This is a genomic window from Streptomyces sp. ISL-1 (genome assembly GCF_018614585.1).
In the GTDB taxonomy this organism is placed as follows: domain Bacteria; phylum Actinomycetota; class Actinomycetes; order Streptomycetales; family Streptomycetaceae; genus Streptomyces; species Streptomyces maoxianensis.
Genome location: NZ_JAGGOI010000030.1, coordinates 1 through 17,124 on the forward strand (window position 1 = coordinate 1; position 17,124 = coordinate 17,124).

15 protein-coding genes are annotated in these 17,124 nt (G+C 71.9%); 12 read left to right on the forward strand and 3 right to left on the reverse strand.

The genetic code is table 11. The features are described from left to right. From J7E87_RS21200 to J7E87_RS21215, 4 genes are all read left to right on the forward strand, one after another. A partial coding sequence (locus J7E87_RS21200) for a flavodoxin-dependent (E)-4-hydroxy-3-methylbut-2-enyl-diphosphate synthase (protein WP_215096062.1) occupies positions 1 to 248 on the forward strand: 248 nt, incomplete at its 5' end. 169 nt (positions 249 to 417) lie between these two features. After that, positions 418 to 1,263 (forward strand): GNAT family N-acetyltransferase, encoded by an 846-nt coding sequence (locus tag J7E87_RS21205; RefSeq protein WP_215096063.1) that lies wholly within the window; start codon positions 418 to 420, stop codon positions 1,261 to 1,263. Between the two features lie 29 nt (positions 1,264 to 1,292). Next, positions 1,293 to 1,862, forward strand: coding sequence for a GNAT family N-acetyltransferase (locus J7E87_RS21210; RefSeq protein ID WP_215096064.1), 570 nt, complete (start codon positions 1,293 to 1,295; stop codon positions 1,860 to 1,862). 69 nt (positions 1,863 to 1,931) lie between these two features. Next, positions 1,932 to 3,626 (forward strand): proline--tRNA ligase, encoded by a 1,695-nt coding sequence (locus J7E87_RS21215; protein WP_215096065.1) that lies wholly within the window; start codon positions 1,932 to 1,934, stop codon positions 3,624 to 3,626. A 514-nt stretch (positions 3,627 to 4,140) separates the two neighbouring features. Here J7E87_RS21215 and J7E87_RS21220 read toward each other — a convergent pair. From J7E87_RS21220 to J7E87_RS21230, 3 genes are read right to left on the reverse strand one after another with little or no spacing between them, the layout of a single operon-like run. Beyond that, positions 4,141 to 5,016: an aminoglycoside phosphotransferase family protein gene (locus J7E87_RS21220; RefSeq protein WP_215096066.1), complete on the reverse strand. Its 876-nt coding sequence runs from the start codon at positions 5,014 to 5,016 to the stop codon at positions 4,141 to 4,143. 23 nt (positions 5,017 to 5,039) lie between these two features. Next, positions 5,040 to 5,471 (reverse strand): ferritin-like domain-containing protein, encoded by a 432-nt coding sequence (locus J7E87_RS21225; protein ID WP_215096067.1) that lies wholly within the window; start codon positions 5,469 to 5,471, stop codon positions 5,040 to 5,042. Beyond that, positions 5,471 to 5,977, reverse strand: a complete 507-nt coding sequence (locus J7E87_RS21230; RefSeq protein WP_215096068.1) for a hypothetical protein — start codon at positions 5,975 to 5,977, stop codon at positions 5,471 to 5,473. Before J7E87_RS21230 ends, J7E87_RS21225 begins: the two co-directional genes overlap by 1 nt. Positions 5,978 to 6,132: 155 nt before the next feature. Here J7E87_RS21230 and rimP point away from each other — a divergent pair, with 155 nt between their 5' ends. From rimP to J7E87_RS21270, 8 genes are all read left to right on the forward strand, one after another. Further along, the gene (gene rimP, locus J7E87_RS21235) at positions 6,133 to 6,630 is read left to right on the forward strand and encodes a ribosome maturation factor RimP (protein ID WP_215096069.1); all 498 of its coding nucleotides are present in this window, start codon (positions 6,133 to 6,135) and stop codon (positions 6,628 to 6,630) included. A 2-nt stretch (positions 6,631 to 6,632) separates the two neighbouring features. Continuing rightward, positions 6,633 to 7,676, forward strand: coding sequence for a transcription termination factor NusA (nusA, locus tag J7E87_RS21240; protein ID WP_215096070.1), 1,044 nt, complete (start codon positions 6,633 to 6,635; stop codon positions 7,674 to 7,676). 148 nt (positions 7,677 to 7,824) lie between these two features. Continuing rightward, the gene (locus tag J7E87_RS21245; protein WP_215096071.1) at positions 7,825 to 8,103 is read left to right on the forward strand and encodes a YlxR family protein; all 279 of its coding nucleotides are present in this window, start codon (positions 7,825 to 7,827) and stop codon (positions 8,101 to 8,103) included. 148 nt (positions 8,104 to 8,251) lie between these two features. Continuing rightward, positions 8,252 to 11,407, forward strand: a complete 3,156-nt coding sequence (gene infB, locus J7E87_RS36190; protein ID WP_215096072.1) for a translation initiation factor IF-2 — start codon at positions 8,252 to 8,254, stop codon at positions 11,405 to 11,407. Between the two features lie 163 nt (positions 11,408 to 11,570). Then, a complete protein-coding gene (locus tag J7E87_RS21255; protein ID WP_215096107.1) occupies positions 11,571 to 11,864 on the forward strand; it encodes a DUF503 domain-containing protein in 294 nt (97 codons plus the stop codon). A 29-nt stretch (positions 11,865 to 11,893) separates the two neighbouring features. Beyond that, positions 11,894 to 12,337 carry a 30S ribosome-binding factor RbfA gene (gene rbfA, locus J7E87_RS21260; protein WP_215096073.1) on the forward strand — a complete coding sequence of 148 codons (444 nt, stop codon included), beginning with the start codon at positions 11,894 to 11,896 and terminating at the stop codon, positions 12,335 to 12,337. Beyond that, positions 12,334 to 13,233, forward strand: coding sequence for a tRNA pseudouridine(55) synthase TruB (gene truB / locus J7E87_RS21265; RefSeq protein WP_215096074.1), 900 nt, complete (start codon positions 12,334 to 12,336; stop codon positions 13,231 to 13,233). Before rbfA ends, truB begins: the two co-directional genes overlap by 4 nt. Positions 13,234 to 13,436: 203 nt before the next feature. Then, complete coding sequence (locus tag J7E87_RS21270; protein ID WP_215096075.1) at positions 13,437 to 17,090, forward strand: serine protease; 3,654 nt, start codon at positions 13,437 to 13,439, stop codon at positions 17,088 to 17,090. Positions 17,091 to 17,124 lie beyond the last annotated feature (34 nt).

Consider the following 17,124-nt stretch of genomic DNA (forward strand, 5'->3'; position numbering starts at 1 on the left):
TGGAGGTGCCGCTGCGCGTCGCGGTGATGGGGTGTGTCGTCAACGGCCCGGGCGAGGCCCGCGAGGCCGACCTCGGCGTTGCCTCGGGCAATGGCAAGGGTCAGATCTTCGTCAAGGGCGAGGTCATCAAGACCGTGCCCGAGTCGAAGATCGTCGAGACCCTCATCGAAGAGGCGATGAAGATCGCCGAGCAGATGGAGCGGGACGGCATCGTCTCGGGCGAGCCCGAGGTCTCGGTCAGCTCCTGACGCCCCGGTCGCACGCCGGTCAGGCCAGAGGGCCCCGGCAGGCCGTCGATTCGGTACGGGCCCCGTGCACGCCCCATGGCGTGTGGCGGGGCCTTGCGCTGGGCTCGGCACCCTGCAGACCTGCCAGGTACAGTGCGGAGACCAGCAGACCGTATGGTGAGGCCCCCTCGTGTTGACGCAGACCACCACCCGGGTCCTCGAACCCAGTGAACTCGGCGCAGCGCTCGCCATCCTCGAGAGCGAGCCTGTGACGAACGCATTCGTCACGTCCCGCGTCCAAGTCGCGGGGCTCGACCCATGGCGCCTCGGCGGCGAGATGTGGGGCTGGTACGCGGACGGACGGCTGCGCTCGCTCTGCTACTCCGGCGCCAATCTCGTCCCCATCTGCGCAACCCCCGAGGCGGTGCGCGCCTTCGCCGACCGGGCGCGCAGGACCGGCCGCCGATGCTCCTCGATAGTCGGCCCGGTCGAGTCCGCCACCCAGCTGTGGCGGCTGCTCGAGCCGAGCTGGGGCCCGGCCAGAGAGGTCCGCTCCAACCAGCCCCTCATGGTCACCGAGGAGCTCCCCCACGCCATCGAGCCCGATCCGTACGTCCGGCGCATCCGCAAGGACGAGATGGAGGTGATCATGCCGGCCTGTGTGGCGATGTTCACCGAGGAGGTCGGCATCTCGCCGATGGCCGGCGACGGCGGGCTGCTCTACCAGGCCAGGGTTGCCGAACTCATCGGCGCTGGACGGTCGTTCGCCCGCATCGACGACGGCAAGGTCGTCTTCAAGGCCGAGATCGGCGCCGCCACCACCCAGGCCTGCCAGATCCAAGGCGTCTGGGTCGCACCGGAGTTCCGCGGCCGCGGACTGTCCGAAACCGGCATGGCGGCCGTGCTGCGCTACGCACTCGATGAGATCGCGCCGGTCGCCAGCCTCTACGTCAACGACTACAACACCGCAGCCAGGGCGGCCTACCGTCGGGTCGGCTTCCGCGAGGTCGGCGCCTTCATGAGCGTGCTGTTCTGACCGTGCGCGACGGCAAGTAGGGTTCCCGCATGGCAGCACTCACAGGCGGCGGACCGCAAACCCCCAGCGTCGTGGTCGGGCCGGTCGATCTCGCCGCCCGGCTCGACGAAGCCCTCGCCGTGCAGGCCCTCGCCTTCGGGCTCAGCGATGACGAGATCGACGTGCGCCGCCATATCGTCTACCGCCACCTCATGTGTCCCGGGGCCCATGCGCTGGGCGCTCTGACGGAGTCGGGACGCCTCGTCGGCTTCGTCTACGGCATGCCGAACGACCGCACGCACTGGTGGTCCACCGTCGTCGAGCCGTATCTGCGCCGCAGCGGTACCGACAGCTGGCTCGACGACTCCTTCGTCATCACCGAACTCCATGTCCACCCCGGCTACCAGGGCCGCGGCATCGGCCGCTCGCTGATCACCACGATCACCGACGGCGTCGACCAGCCGCGCTCCATCCTGTCCGCGATCGACACCGAGAGCCCGGCCCGCGGCCTGTACCGCGCGCTCGGCTACCACGACCTCGCGCGCCAGGTGATGTTCCCCAGCGCCCCCAGTCCGTACGCCGTGATGGGCGCCCTGCTGCCGCTGCTGCGCGAGAAGTGATTTCCGCCCGCACGGGCCGCCCGGTTAACCTCCTGAGCATCACCCTTTCTTGACGCAGGAGATTTCCCCATGGCCCAGGTCCAGCGCATGTCCCGTCTGATGGTCAAGACATTGCGCGACGACCCGGCGGACGCCGAGACGCTCAACCACAAGCTGCTGGTGCGCGCCGGGTATGTGCGGCGGACCGCTGCCGGCATCTGGAGCTGGCTGCCGCTCGGCAAGAAGGTCCTGGAGAACATCACCAGGGTCGTGCGCGAGGAGATGGACGCGATCGGCGGCCAGGAGGTGCTTCTCCCGGCGCTCCTCCCCAAGGAGTCGTACGACGCGAGCGGGCGGTACGAGGAGTACGGCGACCTGCTGTTCCGGCTCAAGGACCGCAAGGGCGCGGACTATCTCCTGGGCCCCACCCACGAAGAGATCTTCACGCAGATCGTCAAGGACCAGTGCTCGTCCTACAAGGACCTGCCGGTGATCCTCTACCAGATCCAGACGAAGTACCGGGACGAGGCGCGTCCGCGGGCGGGAGTGCTGCGCGGCCGCGAGTTCCAGATGAAGGACTCGTACTCCTTCGACACCACGGACGAGGGCCTGGCCGAGTCGTACGCGCTGCACCGCGAGGCGTACATCCGGATCTTCGAGCGGCTCGGGCTCGACCACCGCATCGTTTCGGCGGTTTCGGGCGCGATGGGCGGCTCGGCGTCCGAGGAGTTCCTGGCGCCCGCACCGGCCGGAGAGGACACGTTCGTGGACTGCCCGGGGTGTGAGTACGCGGCGAACACGGAGGCCGTGACCTTCACCGCGGTCGCGGCTGACGCCTCGTCCCACGGCCCGGTTCAGGAGTTGGACACCCCCGACACCCCCACCATCGAGACGCTCGCCGCGCACCTGGGTGTGCCGGCGTCGGCGACGCTGAAGAACCTGCTGGTCAAGGTCGACGGCGAGATCACGGCGGTGGGCGTGCCCGGCAATCGTGAGGTGGACCTGGGCAAGCTGGCGGAGCACCTGTCGCCGGCGGAGGTCGAGCTGGTCACGGCGGAGGACTTCGCGAGCCGCCCCGATCTCGTACGCGGCTATGTCGGCCCGCAGGGCCTGGAGAAGGTCCGCTACATCGCCGACCCGCGGGTGGCGCCGGGTACGGCATGGGTGACCGGAGCGAACAAGCCGGACACGCACGCTCGCAATGTGGTGTGCGGGCGGGACTTCGAGGTCGACGAGTACCTCGACGTGGTCGTGGTCGAGGAGGGCGACCCCTGCCCGAAGTGCGGCACGGGCCTCAACATCGACCGCGCGATCGAGATCGGCCACATCTTCCAGCTCGGCCGTAAGTTCGCGGACGCGTTCCAGCTCGACGTCCTCGGCCAGAACGGCAAGCCGGTCCGGGTGACCATGGGCTCGTACGGCATCGGCGTCTCCCGCGCGGTCGCGGCGCTGGCCGAGCAGACAGCGGACGACAAGGGCCTGTGCTGGCCGCGCGAGATCGCCCCGGCGGACGTCCACGTGGTGGCCGCGGGCAAGGCGCTCCAGACGGAACTGGCCCTTCAGGTCGCGGACGAGCTGTCGGCGGCGGGCCTGCGTGTGCTGGTCGACGAGCGGGCCGGGGTCTCGCCGGGTGTGAAGTTCACGGACGCGGAGCTGATCGGCGTTCCCAAGATCGTGGTTGCGGGCCGCCGCGCGTCGGAGGGCGTGGTCGAACTGAAGGACCGCCGCACGGGCGAGCGCGAGGAGCTGACCGTGGCGGAGGCGGTGGCGCGGCTCAGCGCGTAAGGGGGCCGCGGGGCGAGTTTCCCCCACCCCCGGCTTCGGCGCGTGGCGGGGGGGGCAGGGCCCGCCCGCCCCCAGGCCCGCGCGGGCGCCTGCGACGTACTCGGCCCCGCGGTGCGGGGCGGGGGTGGCGCCGTGCGGTCGCGGCGGAGCCGGGCGTGCGCCTGGACCCGCGCGGGGAGTGGTCGACCAGTGCCACCCCCAGTGGGCGCCTCATCCTGCGGATCCGGGCTGCTCGCGGTCGGCCGGGTGATACCCGAGCGTGCGGGCCGCCCGCCCGGGCTGCAGTCAGCCGCGACCCGTGCGGGGTGGGGTCGGCCAGCGCCATCCCGGGCCGGTGTTTCATCGCGCGGATCCGGGCTGCTCGCGGTCGGCCGGGTGATACCGAGTTCGCGCGCCGCCCGGTACGACCCAGGCTGCCGTGCCGTGCCGTGTGGTCGCCGTCGAGCGGGCGCTTACGGGTGTGGGGCGCAAACTCCACCCGCGTTCGCCCCTCCCCCGGGGGCGGGGCGGGGAGCTACAGCCAGCCCGCGAACTCCAGCGCCAATTCGCCCTCCCGACGCCGCCCCGCTGTCAGCGCTCTCGTGCCCGATTCCACCGCACGGAACAGCGTCCACCCACGCAACCGCTCCCGGTTCACCTCCAGCGAGTCCGCGAGCTTGTTCACCCGGCGGCGGGCCGCCGATGCGCCCGCGGCGGTGGCGATCAGGTCCTCTACCCGGTCGCGGACCAGGCGGGCCAGGTCGTACGCGCGCTCGCCCACCAGCGGCTCCGGGCCCACCGCCAGCCACGGTGTGCGGTCGGCCGCCAGGACCTTGCCCTGGCGGAAGTTGCCGTGCAGCAGCAGGAGTTCGGGGGAGAACGCGGTGAGCTCGTCCCGGGCGGCGAGCGCCGCGGAGATCAGCGAAGCCGCGCCCGGCTCCGCGAACGCCCGCATCGCGTCCGCCTGCCGCGCCGTCCGTTCGGCCACCGTCTCGAAGCCGTGCTCCGCCGGCGGCTCGACCCACAACCGCCGCACCGTCCCCGCCGCCTCCAGGAGCGCCTTGGCCTCCGGCAGGGACCGCAGCGACACCTCCAAGTGCAGCCGTTCCAGCAGCAGCGCGCCGTCCCAGGAGGCGAGCACCCGGGCCGCGCCCCAGCCGTCCCAGTGCTCCAGCGCTGCCCGCTCCAGCTCGGGCGAGGCGGACGGCGGGGCGACCTTCAGCGCCGCCGACGACCCGTCCGGCCGCCGTACGAGCAGGACAATACTGCTCCGGCCGCCCGGCGCCACCACCCGCTCGACGTCAAGCTCCCACCGGTCCGCCGCCTCCTGGACGGCCTTCGGCAGCTGCCCGAGCCAGTCCTCGCTCTCGCCCAGCGCCTGGACCAGCCGCCGCGGCGGTTCGAAAGCCATGCGTCCGTTGTTACCTTTCCGGTTCAGCGCGCTCGACTCCCGGTCCGCTCGGCGAGCCCAGGAAAGGCTACGCCGCTCCCGCGCCACCGCACCGCGCGTACGGCCGCCTCGCGGAGCGCGCCCGCGGCCTCCCGCCGCAGTGGCCCTTCCGCGGCCCGTACGAGATCGGAGTAGACGCCCGCCACCCGGTCCTCCAGCAGCGCAGCGAGCCGTACGGCAGCCGCCGCGTCCGGCACCCGAAAGGGCAGCGCGTACGCGGCCGCCGCCGCGGCGGGCGTCCCGCCCAGGTCGTGCACGGTGCGCGCAAGCGAGTCCCGCCGGGACCGGTGCGCGGCGTACGCGGCGGTGGCCTCGCCCTCGCGGTCGTCGCCGATCCGGCCGCCGACGACGCCGTATCCGTACACCGCCGCGTGCTCAGCGGCCAGCGCGGCCTGTACCGCGTCCAGCGTGCTCATCACGAGTCCCTCTTCGTCAGCAGGTACGCATGGCCGGCGCCGGCAGCCGCGACCGACGCGAGCAGCCGCGCCAGCTCCGGCTCCGCGTCGACCAGGGACGCGGAGTGCGCGTCGGAGATCTGGCGCTCCGCCGTGGCCAGCGCCTTCAGCGCGGCCCCCGCATCGGCGGGAACGGCCGGCGGGGCGACCGCGGGCAATGCGGTCACCGCCGGACCCGCGAGCGCCGTGACATGCTCGGCCACCGCTGCCCGCAGAGCCGTCAACTGGCCCGACAGTGCCGGATGTTGCGCGATGACGGCGTCGTACTGGTCGAGCAGCGCCCCGCTCGCCGTCGCCAGCCGACGCCGCAGCGCGGCCTCCGCGCGAGCCGGGTCCGCCACCGAGCCGGACGTCCGCCGGCGCTCCTGCTCCTCGGTCTCCTCGGTCGAACAGCCCGTCAACACCGCGGCCGCGGCCGCACCCGTCACCATGAGCGCACGCCTGCGTGTCGTCCCCGTGCGCCCCACGCCTGTCTCCCTCGGACCTCGCAGTGATCATCGCCGCAGGCGAGCGTACCTGCGGGTCCCAACCAGGTGGACGGCAACACCCCCCGGGACCGGATACCCTTTGATCTGACACGCGACGATCCCACAACAGCACACGCGGCCGAGGAGTCACCCGGATGAGCACCACCCAGAGCGAGAGGCTGCGCGGGCTGCTGGAACCGCTCGTCAGCGCCGCGGACCTGGATCTGGAAGAGATCGAGGTGTCCCGGGCAGGCAGGCGCCGTGTGCTGAGGATTGTCGTGGACTCCGACGAGGGCGCCACGCTGGACGCCTGTGCCGAGCTGAGCCGCGCGATCTCCGAGAAGCTGGACGAGACGGACGCGATGGGCGAGGACGAGTACGTCCTCGAAGTGAGCTCGCCCGGCGCCGACCGCCCGCTGTCCGAGCACCGCCACTACGTACGTGCCATTGGCCGACTGGCCCTGCTCCAGCTGCACGACGGCGACGAGCTGGTTGCCCGCATCCTCACCGTGGACGACGAGGGACTCGACCTCGAGGTGCCGGGTGTGAAGGGACGCAAGCCCACCGCCCGCCGGATCGCCTTCGCCGAGATCGCCAAGGCCCGTGTGGAGCTCGAGTTCAACCGCAAGGACAAGAAGGAAGAGGAGGCGTAGCCGTGGACATCGACGTAAAGCTCCTGAAGGGCTTGGCACAAGAGAAGGAGATCCCCTTCGAACTGCTGGTCGAGGCGATCGAGTCGGCTCTCCTCATCGCATACCACCGGACCGAGGGCAGCCGCCGCCACGCCCGCGTCGTGCTCAGCCGCGACACCGGCCATGTGACGGTGTGGGCCAAGGAGGACCCGGCCGACCTCGAGGAGGGCCAGGAGCCCAAGGAGTTCGACGACACCCCCTCCGACTTCGGCCGGATCGCCGCCACCACCGCACGCCAGGTCATTCAGCAGCGGCTGCGGGACGCGGAGAACGACGTCACTTTCGGTGAGTACGCCCGCCGGGAGGGCGATGTCGTCGCCGGAATGGTGCAGCAGGGCAAGGACCCCAAGAACGTCCTGGTCAGGCTGGACGACAAGCTCGAGGCGATCCTGCCGGTGCAGGAGCAGGTGCCGGGCGAGGAGTACACCCACGGCCTGCGCCTGCGTACGTACGTCGTGCGCGTCGCCAAGGGAGTGCGCGGCCCGTCCGTGACCCTCTCCCGCACCCACCCCAACCTGGTGAAGAAGCTCTTCGCGCTGGAGGTCCCGGAGATCGCGGACGGCAGCGTCGAGATCGCGGCGATCGCCCGCGAGGCCGGCCACCGCACGAAGATCGCCGTACGCTCGACGCGCTCGGGCCTCAACCCCAAGGGTGCGTGCATCGGCCCGATGGGCAGCCGAGTGCGCAATGTCATGGCCGAGCTGCTCGGCGAGAAGATCGACATCGTCGACTGGTCGGACGACCCGGCCGAGATGGTGGCCAACGCCCTCTCGCCGGCCCGCGTCAGCAAGGTCGAGGTCGTCGATCTCGCCGCCCGCTCCGCCCGGGTGACCGTCCCCGATTACCAGCTGTCGCTGGCGATCGGCAAGGAGGGGCAGAACGCCCGGCTGGCCGCCCGCCTCACCGGCTGGCGTATCGACATCCGCCCCGACACGGAGCAGAGCGCCGAGGCGGACTCCGACCGGGATTCCGACCGGGATTCCGACCGGGACTCCGACCGGGGCTGAGGAAGCTGTGTCCTTCCGGGTAAAACCCCGGGCTCCCGGCTCGGGAGGGCCCTCGTCGCGCTGACGGCGGGCCTCACCTAGATCGAGACAACAACCGTTCGATTTTTGCCCCCAAGGGGTGAGGTCCGTGCGGGGAGGTAGACTGAACGTGTCTGGTCGGACGCAGGCCCGCGTATGCCCTGAGCGAACCTGTGTGGGATGCCGGGAGCGAGCGGCCAAGACCGATCTGCTGCGCATCGTGGTGATCGGTGGCGCTTGCGCCCCCGATGATCGCGGTACGCTGCCCGGCCGGGGTGCGTATGTACACCCCGCCTTGGTCTGCCTCGACCTGGCGGTTCGTCGCCGGGCGTTCCCTCGGGCCTTCCGGGTCCAGGGACCGCTCGATACCGCGGAAATGCGGCGGTATGTCGAGCAGGCAGCACAGTAAGAAGAAGTACGGCACGGAATCCCGTGCGGTCAGGTACCTCGCGAGTTGGAAGTAGGTCGAGATTGCGATGAGCACTCGATGAGTACGCGATGAGTACGCCCATGAAGTAGCGACGGTCCGGCGGTAACCCGGACCTAAAAGGAGCGAAGTGGCTAAGGTCCGGGTATACGAACTCGCCAAGGAGTTCGGCGTAGAGAGCAAGGTCGTCATGGCCAAGCTCCAAGAACTCGGTGAGTTCGTGCGTTCGGCGTCCTCGACGATCGAGGCGCCGGTTGTACGTAAGTTGACTGATGCTTTGCAGGGACCCGGCGGCACCGCCGGCAAGTCCGCTGCCAAGCCCGGCGCGCCTCGCAAGGCCGCGCCCGCCAAGCCTGGCGCGCCCTCCCCGGCGTCGTCGGCTCGTCCCGCTGCCCCCAAGCCCGGCGTCCCGGCCCCCAAGCCGGCCGCAGCCGAGGCTCCGGCGAGCAGCACCCCCAGCACTCCCAGTACCCCGTCCGCGGCCCCGGCTTCCGCCGGCCCGCGTCCGGGTCCCAAGCCCGCACCGGCCAAGCCCGCCCCGGCGGCTCCGGTGCCCGCGGCCGAGTTCTCGGCCCCGGCTCCGGCGCAGCCCAGCGCGCCGCAGGCCCCGCGTCCCGCGGGTGCCACGCCCGGCCCCCGTCCTGCCCGTCCGGCTCCGGCCGGCGGTCAGCGTGACGGCGGTCGTGACGGTGGCCGCGAAGGTGGCCGTGGTGGCGAGCGTCCGGCGCGTCCCGCCGGTCAGGGCGCCCCGCGCCCCGGCGGTCGTCCGGCCGGTCCTCGTCCGGGCAACAACCCCTTCACCTCGGGTGGCTCCACCGGTATGGCGCGCCCGCAGGCGCCCCGTCCGGGTGGTGCCCCGCGCCCCGGCGGCGGTCAGGACCGTCCCGCTGCCGCGCGTCCGCAGGGTGGCCCCGGCGGCGCGCACTCCGGTCCCTCGAGGCCTCAGGGCCCCGGCGGCTCCCGTCCGACCCCCGGCGGCATGCCGCGTCCGCAGTCTCCGCGTTCTGCCGGAGGCCCTGGTGGCGCCCCCGCCGGTAACCGCCCGAACCCGGGCATGATGCCGCAGCGTCCTGCTGCCAGTCCCCGTCCTGGTGGCGGTCCTGGTGGCGGCGGTGGCCGTGGTCCCGGTGCCGGTGGCGGCGGCGGTCGTCCCGGCGGCGCCGGTGCCGGTCGTCCCGGTGGCGGCGGCGGCTTCGCCGGTCGTCCCGCCGGTCCCGGTGGTGGCGGTCGTCCCGGTGGCGGCGGCGGTTTCGCCGGTCGTCCCGGTGGCGGTGGCCCCGGTGGTGGCGGCGGCTTCGGTGGCGGCGGTGGCCGTCCCGGCTTCGGCGGACGTCCCGGTGGTCCCGGCGGCCGTGGTGGCACGCAGGGCGCCTTCGGTCGTCCCGGCGGCCCGGCGCGTCGTGGCCGTAAGTCGAAGCGGCAGAGGCGCCAGGAGTACGAGGCCATGCAGGCCCCGTCGGTCGGCGGTGTGATGCTGCCTCGTGGCAACGGACAGTCCGTCCGTCTGTCGCGCGGTGCGTCCCTCACCGACTTCGCGGAGAAGATCAACGCCAATCCGGCGTCGCTCGTCGGCGTGATGATGAACCTCGGCGAGATGGTCACTGCCACGCAGTCCGTCTCCGACGAGACGCTGAAGATGCTCGCGGACGAGATGAACTTCGTCCTCGAGATCGTCAGCCCCGAGGAGGAGGACCGCGAGCTGCTCGAGTCCTTCGACATCGAGTTCGGCGAGGACGAGGGCGGCGAGGAGTTCCTCGTGTCCCGTCCGCCGGTCGTGACCGTCATGGGTCACGTCGACCACGGTAAGACCCGACTGCTGGACGCGATCCGCAAGACGAATGTCGTTGCGGGCGAGGCCGGCGGTATTACGCAGCACATCGGTGCGTACCAGGTCGGTACCGAGGTCAACGGTGAAGAGCGCAAGATCACCTTCATCGACACCCCCGGTCACGAGGCGTTCACCGCCATGCGTGCCCGTGGTGCGAAGTCCACCGACATCGCGATCCTCGTGGTCGCGGCGAACGACGGTGTGATGCCGCAGACGATCGAGGCGCTGAACCACGCCAAGGCGGCCGGTGTGCCGATCGTGGTCGCGGTCAACAAGATCGACGTCGAAGGTGCCGACCCGACCAAGGTGCGCGGTCAGCTCACCGAGTTCGGTCTGGTCGCCGAGGAGTACGGCGGCGACACGATGTTCGTCGACATCTCCGCCAAGCAGGGTCTGCACATCGACTCCCTGCTGGAGGCCGTGATCCTCACCGCGGACGCCTCGCTCGACCTGCGGGCCAACCCGGAGCAGGACGCGCAGGGTATTGCGATCGAGGCCCACCTCGACCGCGGCCGTGGTGCCGTCGCCACCGTGCTCGTCCAGCGCGGAACGCTCCGCGTCGGTGACACGATGGTCGCCGGTGACGCGTACGGCCGTGTCCGGGCGATGCTCGACGACAACGGCAACAACGTCGAGGAAGCGGCTCCGGCCACTCCCGTCCTGGTCCTGGGTCTCACCAACGTCCCCGGTGCCGGCGACAACTTCCTGGTCGTCGACGAGGACCGCACCGCCCGCCAGATCGCCGAGAAGCGCGCCGCCCGTGAGCGGAACGCCAACTTCGCCCGCAAGGGTGTCCGGTTCTCCCTGGAGAACCTGGACGAGGCGCTCAAGGCCGGCCTGGTGCAGGAACTCAACCTCATCATCAAGGGCGACGCGTCCGGTTCGGTGGAGGCTCTCGAGTCCTCGCTGCTCCAGCTCGACGTCGGCGAAGAGGTCGACATCCGGGTGCTGCACCGTGGTGTGGGTGCGGTCACGGAGTCGGACATCGACCTGGCGATGGGCTCCGACGCCATCGTCATCGGCTTCAACGTCCGCGCTGCCGGGCGTGCCCAGCAGATGGCGGAGCGCGAAGGCGTCGACGTCCGGTACTACTCGGTGATCTACCAGGCCATCGAGGAGATCGAGGCGGCCCTCAAGGGCATGCTCAAGCCGGAGTACGAAGAGGTCGAGCTCGGTACGGCGGAGATCCGCGAGGTCTTCCGCTCGTCCAAGCTGGGCAACATCGCGGGTGTTCTCATCCGCTCCGGCGAGGTCAAGCGCAACACCAAGGCCCGGCTCATCCGCGACGGCAAGGTCGTCGCGGAGGACCTCAACATCCAGGGTCTGCGCCGCTTCAAGGACGACGTCACCGAGATCCGCGAAGGCTTCGAGGGCGGTATCAACCTCGGAAACTTCAACGACATCAAGATCGACGACGTCATCGCGACGTACGAGATGCGCGAGAAGCCGCGAGGCTGACGCGGCCTTGGGGCGTAGCCCCCTAGGCAGCACTGCGGTCCGGGGCCGGTCGGCGGAGAGTATTTCCGTCGATCGGCCCCGGCCGTTGCGTGTACGGTTCTTGTGTCCCTGCCAAGTGACCCAGGGGCCCTCTAACCCGTACCGGCGGGACATCCGGACATACATGTATGTGGGGACGCTGTCCTTTGATCTGCTCCTCGGCGACGTACGGTCGTTGAAGGAGAAACGCTCCGTGGTCCGCCCGATCGTGGCCGAGCTCCAGCGCAAATACGCGGTGAGCGTGGCGGAGGTGGGCGGACAGGACCTCCACCGCAGGGCCGAGATCGGCCTGGCAGTGGTGTCCGGGGACACGGGGCACCTCACAGACGTACTCGACCGGTGCGAGCGCTTTGTCGCCGCCCGGCCGGACGTGGAGCTGCTGTCGGTGAGACGCAGGCTCCACAGCGACGAAGACTGAATGAGCAAGGCAGAGAAGGAGAAGGACCAGTGGCCGACAACGCGCGGGCGAAGAAGCTGGCGGACCTCATCCGGGAGGTGGTCGCCGAGAAGCTGCAGCGCGGCATCAAGGACCCCCGCCTGGGTACGCACGTGACCATCACGGACACCCGCGTCACCGGTGACCTGCGGGAGGCCACGGTCTTCTACACGGTTTACGGCGACGACGAGGACCGGGCCAGCGCCGCAGCCGGGCTGGAGAGCGCCAAGGGCATCCTGCGCTCGTCCGTCGGGGCCGCGGCGGGGACCAAGTTCACGCCCACCCTGACGTTCGTGGCGGACGCACTCCCGGAGAACGCCAAGACGATCGACGACCTCCTCAACAAGGCGCGGGCCTCCGACGCCAAGGTGCGCGAGGCCTCTTCGGGTGCCGCGTACGCCGGTGAGGCCGACCCGTACCGCAAGCCCGAGGACGAGGACGAAGCCTCGGAATGACACAGCCTCACAGGACGCCGGACGGCCTTGTCATCGTCGACAAGCCGTCCGGTTTCACTTCGCACGACGTCGTCGCCAAGATGCGCGGGATCGCCAGAACTCGCCGCGTCGGGCATGCGGGGACGCTCGACCCCATGGCCACCGGAGTGCTGGTGCTGGGCGTCGAGAAGGCCACCAAGCTGCTCGGGCACCTCGCGCTGACCGAGAAGGAGTACCTCGGCACCATCAGGCTGGGGCAGAACACCGTCACCGACGACGCCGAGGGCGAGATCACGTCGTCCGCGGACGCCTCCGGGGTTACCCGGGAGGCCATCGACGCGGGTGTGGCCGAGCTGACCGGCGACATCATGCAGGTGCCGTCGAAGGTCAGCGCCATCAAGATCGACGGCAAGCGGTCGTACGCGCGCGTACGCGGCGGCGAGGACTTCGAGATTCCGGCACGTCCGGTGACCGTCTCCTCGTTCCGGGTGTACGACGTCCGCGAGACGGTGGCCGAGGACGGGACGCCCGTCGTCGACCTGGTCGTATCGGTGGTCTGCACCTCCGGTACGTACATCCGCGCCCTCGCTCGTGACCTCGGCGCCGATGTCGGCGTCGGCGGGCATCTGACCGCGCTGCGCCGCACCCGGGTCGGTCCGTACGGACTGGACGCGGCGAAGACACTCGAGCAGCTCCAGCAGGAGCTGACCGTGATGCCGATCGCCGAGGCGGCCGCCGCCGCGTTCCCGCGCTGGGACGTGGACGAGAGGCGTGCCAAGCTGCTCACCAATGGCGTACGCCTCGACATGCCGGCGTTCGACACCGCGCCGGTGGCGGCCTTCGGGCCCGACGGGCGGTTCCTGGCGCTGGTGGAGGAGCAGAAGGGCAAGGCCAAGAGCCTTGCCGTCTTCGGCTGAGCGCACCGGCCGGGAGTGATCCCATCGTGGAACGGGCAGGGCCGCTGCCCGTTCCACGATCCCCCTCGGGAGAAGGTCTATCCGCGGTCGCCCACGGATTCACCCCTTCGGGCAGGCGCTCGGAGTGATGGCGGGTGCACTGAGGGGGCGCTTTCGGCATGCCTGCTTCTCCCGCTGATCATCATCGACCTAACGTCGTCGGCATGGGACGCGGGGACCTTGCGACGCTGGTACACATCTGCGATCCGGCGGGGCGTCCGCGCGGGACCGGGTTCGTCGCGGACGAGCTCGGCACGGTCGTGACCAGCCATGAGGCGGTCGACGGGCTCGCACGGCTGGTGCTCCACGCGCCCGGCCACCGCAGCTGCCTCGCCGAGGCCGACGCCATCGTCCCACTGCCGGAAGCCGGCCTGGCGCTGGTGCGCACCGAGGGGCTCGGGGTCCGGCCGCTGCCGATCAGCGCGCGGGAACGGGTCGAGGCGGGGGCGTACGTACGGCTCGCCGCTCGCGGCTGGCGTGAGGCGCGCGTGCTCGGCGCCGCCCAGGTCACGTACACCGCGGCCGATCGCCTCTACCCGGTCGGCGACGCCCTGGAGCTGGCGATCGGGACGGACGGCAGCGACGCGCTGCGGCTGGGCGGCGAGGCCGCCGGGGGACCGGTGCTCGATTCCGCGACCGGCGCGGTGCTCGGCGTCCTTGGCACGGCGCTGCAATCCGCCCACCGGGCGGCCGGGTTCGCGCTGCCGCTGCGGGCCACGGGCGAGCCGTTCGCCGAGTTGCTGCGGCGCAACGCCGCGACCGTCCCCGGGTACGGCCAGGACCTCAACCTCGCGGCCGTGCTGGAGCTCACCACGACCTCTGTGGAGTCGGCCGGGGGGCCGGGCAATTGGCCCGATCCGGTGGAACGACCGGACACGGTACGGGAGTTCACCGCTTTCACTGCCCTGGTGATGGGGCTCGTCGGCGAACCGGGAACGGGCCGCACGACCGAACTCGCCGCGCTCGCTGCCCGGCGGGCCCGCGGACCGGAACCGGCGCCCACCGTGTGGCTGCGCGGCGCCGACCTGCACGCCGGTGACACCTCGGTCGCCGACGCCGTCGCCCGCACCCTCGAACAGGCCTGCCGCATCCTCACATCCTCTGGCGCGCGCGTCGACATGGACCTCGTCACCCCGGAGCGCGTCGCGCGTCTCGCCCGCGAGGCGGGGCGGCCGCTGCTCGTGCTGCTCGACGGACCCGAGGAGATGCCGCCCGCACTGGCCCACGGGCTCCCGGGCTGGACGGCCAAGACCGTGAACTGGCTGAGTTCCCGCGGTGTGCGGATGGTCCTCGGCTGCAGGCCCGAACACTGGGAGCAGGCCGGGGCGTTGTATCCACCGGAAGCACTGCACCGGCCCGCGACGCCCGCGCACCGGCTGCCGCCCGCCCTGCACATCACGGCATTGTCCGCCGGCGAGGCGGAGCGCGCACGGGAGCGCTACGGGCTCCCGGCCGGGGCGGTCGCCACCGCGGACGAACGGCATCCGCTCGCGCTGCGGCTGCTCGCGGAGGTTCGGGAGGCGCTGCCCGGCGAGGTGCCGGGGCGGCCGTCCCGCGAGGAAGTCTTCACCGCTTATCTAGACCTGTTGTGCATGCGGATCGCGGTCCGCCTCGCCGCCGCCTCACGGCCGCCGCTGCGGGGTTCCGCCGTGCGCAGGCTGGCGGCGAAGGTGGCGGGCCAGGTCCATGAGGCGGCGCGACGCTGCCTCGGATCCGGGCAGGGGGAGCTGCACCGTGAGTCCTTCGACGAGATTTTCCCGTGGGGAACCGGGTGGGCGTCCGCAGTGCTCACCGAGGGCCTGCTGGTCCCGGCGGGCACCGGCTATCGCTTCGCGCACGAGGAGTTCGCCGACTGGCTGCAGGGCGCGCACGTCGACCTCGACGCGGCACTCGACGCCCTGGTTCACCGCCGGCACACGCGGGCGCCTGCGGGGCTGCCGTCGCGGCCGGGGGCGAGCGGGCGCGGGAGCAGTTGTGTGCCAACGCCGCCGGGCTCGGGGGACGGCGAGCCGCACTCACTGCCGGTTCCGCGGCATCGCATCGGCCCGGTGGTACAGGCCCTGCTGCTCCTCGACCGGACGCGCGGCCCCTGGCAACTGGCGCACAGGCTGGAGAAGTTGGTCGAAGCACTGGACGGGCTGGACGGGCTGGAGGGGCGCGGGCTGGACGGGCGCGAAAGGCTGGACGCGCCGGAGGACGCGAGTGGCGGGGCGGGCGCGCGGCTCGACGATGCCCGGTGGTGGGCAGCCCATCTGCTGGGGGAGGCGCTGCTGCGGGTGCCCGACGCCGGCGCGTATCTCCCGGTGCTGCGGCTGCTCGCGGAGCGGATCACCCGGCGTTCCGTACACGAAGGCGGGCCCCGGCGCTTGGGCGGGCTCGGCGAGTTCGGGCCGTGGTTCTGGGAGCGGCTGCGGGTGACCGAGGCCCAGCGGCTCGATCTGCTGCGGCGGCTCGTGCCCGCCGACGGGGTGCCGGGGCATCGCACGGAGCCGCGCTATCTGGACTCCGTCCTCGCGCGGCTCGTCGCCGAGCCCAGCACCGTACAGCCGCTGCTCTGCCGCTGGTTCACCGACGCCACGCCGCTTCCCGCCGGCCCCGATGCCGAGGTGCGGCCCACCGTGGCCGCCGCCGCGCAGGCCATGCTCTACGCCCGCCGCGGCCTCGCCGTGGACGACCTGACCGAGGCTCTCGTCGCGACCGCCCACCCCCGCGCCGACGAGCTGCTGGCCGCGCTCGCCGAGGAGGAGCCGTCCGCCCTGTGCCAGGCCGTCGACCGCTGGGCGCAGGACCCGCGCCCCGAGCGGCGGGTCGCGGCCGCCAACTGCGCAGTGGCCGCCGCCGCCCGGGTCGCCACCGACGCCGACCGCGAGCTGCTCAGGTACGCCGCCCTCGCCCTGCTCGCCAGGCCCGCCGACACCGCCCTGCACGGCTCCGCCCTAGCCCTTCTCGTCCACGATTCCCGCACCCGCTCCCGCTATCTCACCAGGGCGCTCGCGGCCTTCGAGGTCGGTGACCCGCGGGTGCCCGCGAGCGCCCTGGCCGCCGCGCTCCCCACGCACCCCGAGCCTGTCCTGGCCGCCTTCCGGGCCCGGCTGCACCGGCCCGGGGACGGCGCGGGGGAGGTGCTGCGGGCTCTGGCCGAGGTCACCGACCCCGAGTCGGCCCGTCTCGGCGCCGCGCTCGTCGTCGAGTACATCGACCGCCGGCCCGAAGGCGCCGCCCACGCCGCCGCCTACGTCGACCGCCGCCTGGAACACGGCCCGGCCGCCCGCGCCACCCTGTTCCCGCTGGTCACCGGCCTGCTGCGGGACCGTCCCAGCCGGGCCCGGATCGCACTCGCGCCCGTCCTCGCCGCGCCGGGCAGCCGGGCCTCGCGGCCGCTGCGGGCCGAGCTCCTGGACGTGCTGCTGGAATACCTGGAACACCTGGAACACCTGGAGTACGAGGGGTACGCCGCAGAATACGAGGAGTACGCCACACCTGACCCCGCAGTCCTCGCCGTCCTCGACGGCCTGCTGCGGGCCGCCGCGCACGGCTGCGCGACCCGGCCCGAAGCCCACACCCGCGAGCTCGTCCACCGCACCGGCCTGCTCTTCGTCCGCACGCCCCACGGCGCGACCTGCCTCGACCGGCGGCTCGTCGAGCTGGCCCGTGAGGTCCCCGGATTCGCCGCGCTTCTCGCGGGATGGCTGGACCGGGCGCCGCAGGAGTGGGCCTCGGTGGTCGGCCCGAGCGCTCGCCGGATGCTCGGGAGCCTCGGCAGCCCGATGCCGATGCGAACCGAAAGTCGCGGGCATGGCAGTCTTAGACCTGCGTAATAGGCAATGACGTACACAGGTTCGGGCGAGGAGC

Excerpts from the sequence above, each read along its gene's own strand:
- J7E87_RS21210 (WP_215096064.1), top strand. The coding sequence starts at position 1,293 with ATGGCAGCACTCACAGGCGGCGGACCGCAAACCCCCAGCGTCGTGGTC.
- J7E87_RS21215 (WP_215096065.1), top strand. The coding sequence starts at position 1,932 with ATGGCCCAGGTCCAGCGCATGTCCCGTCTGATGGTCAAGACATTGCGC.
- J7E87_RS21220 (WP_215096066.1), bottom strand. The coding sequence starts at position 5,016 with ATGGCTTTCGAACCGCCGCGGCGGCTGGTCCAGGCGCTGGGCGAGAGC.
- J7E87_RS21225 (WP_215096067.1), bottom strand. The coding sequence starts at position 5,471 with ATGAGCACGCTGGACGCGGTACAGGCCGCGCTGGCCGCTGAGCACGCG.
- rimP (WP_215096069.1), top strand. The coding sequence starts at position 6,133 with ATGAGCACCACCCAGAGCGAGAGGCTGCGCGGGCTGCTGGAACCGCTC.
- J7E87_RS21255 (WP_215096107.1), top strand. The coding sequence starts at position 11,571 with ATGTATGTGGGGACGCTGTCCTTTGATCTGCTCCTCGGCGACGTACGG.
- truB (WP_215096074.1), top strand. The coding sequence starts at position 12,334 with ATGACACAGCCTCACAGGACGCCGGACGGCCTTGTCATCGTCGACAAG.
- J7E87_RS21270 (WP_215096075.1), top strand. The coding sequence starts at position 13,437 with ATGGGACGCGGGGACCTTGCGACGCTGGTACACATCTGCGATCCGGCG.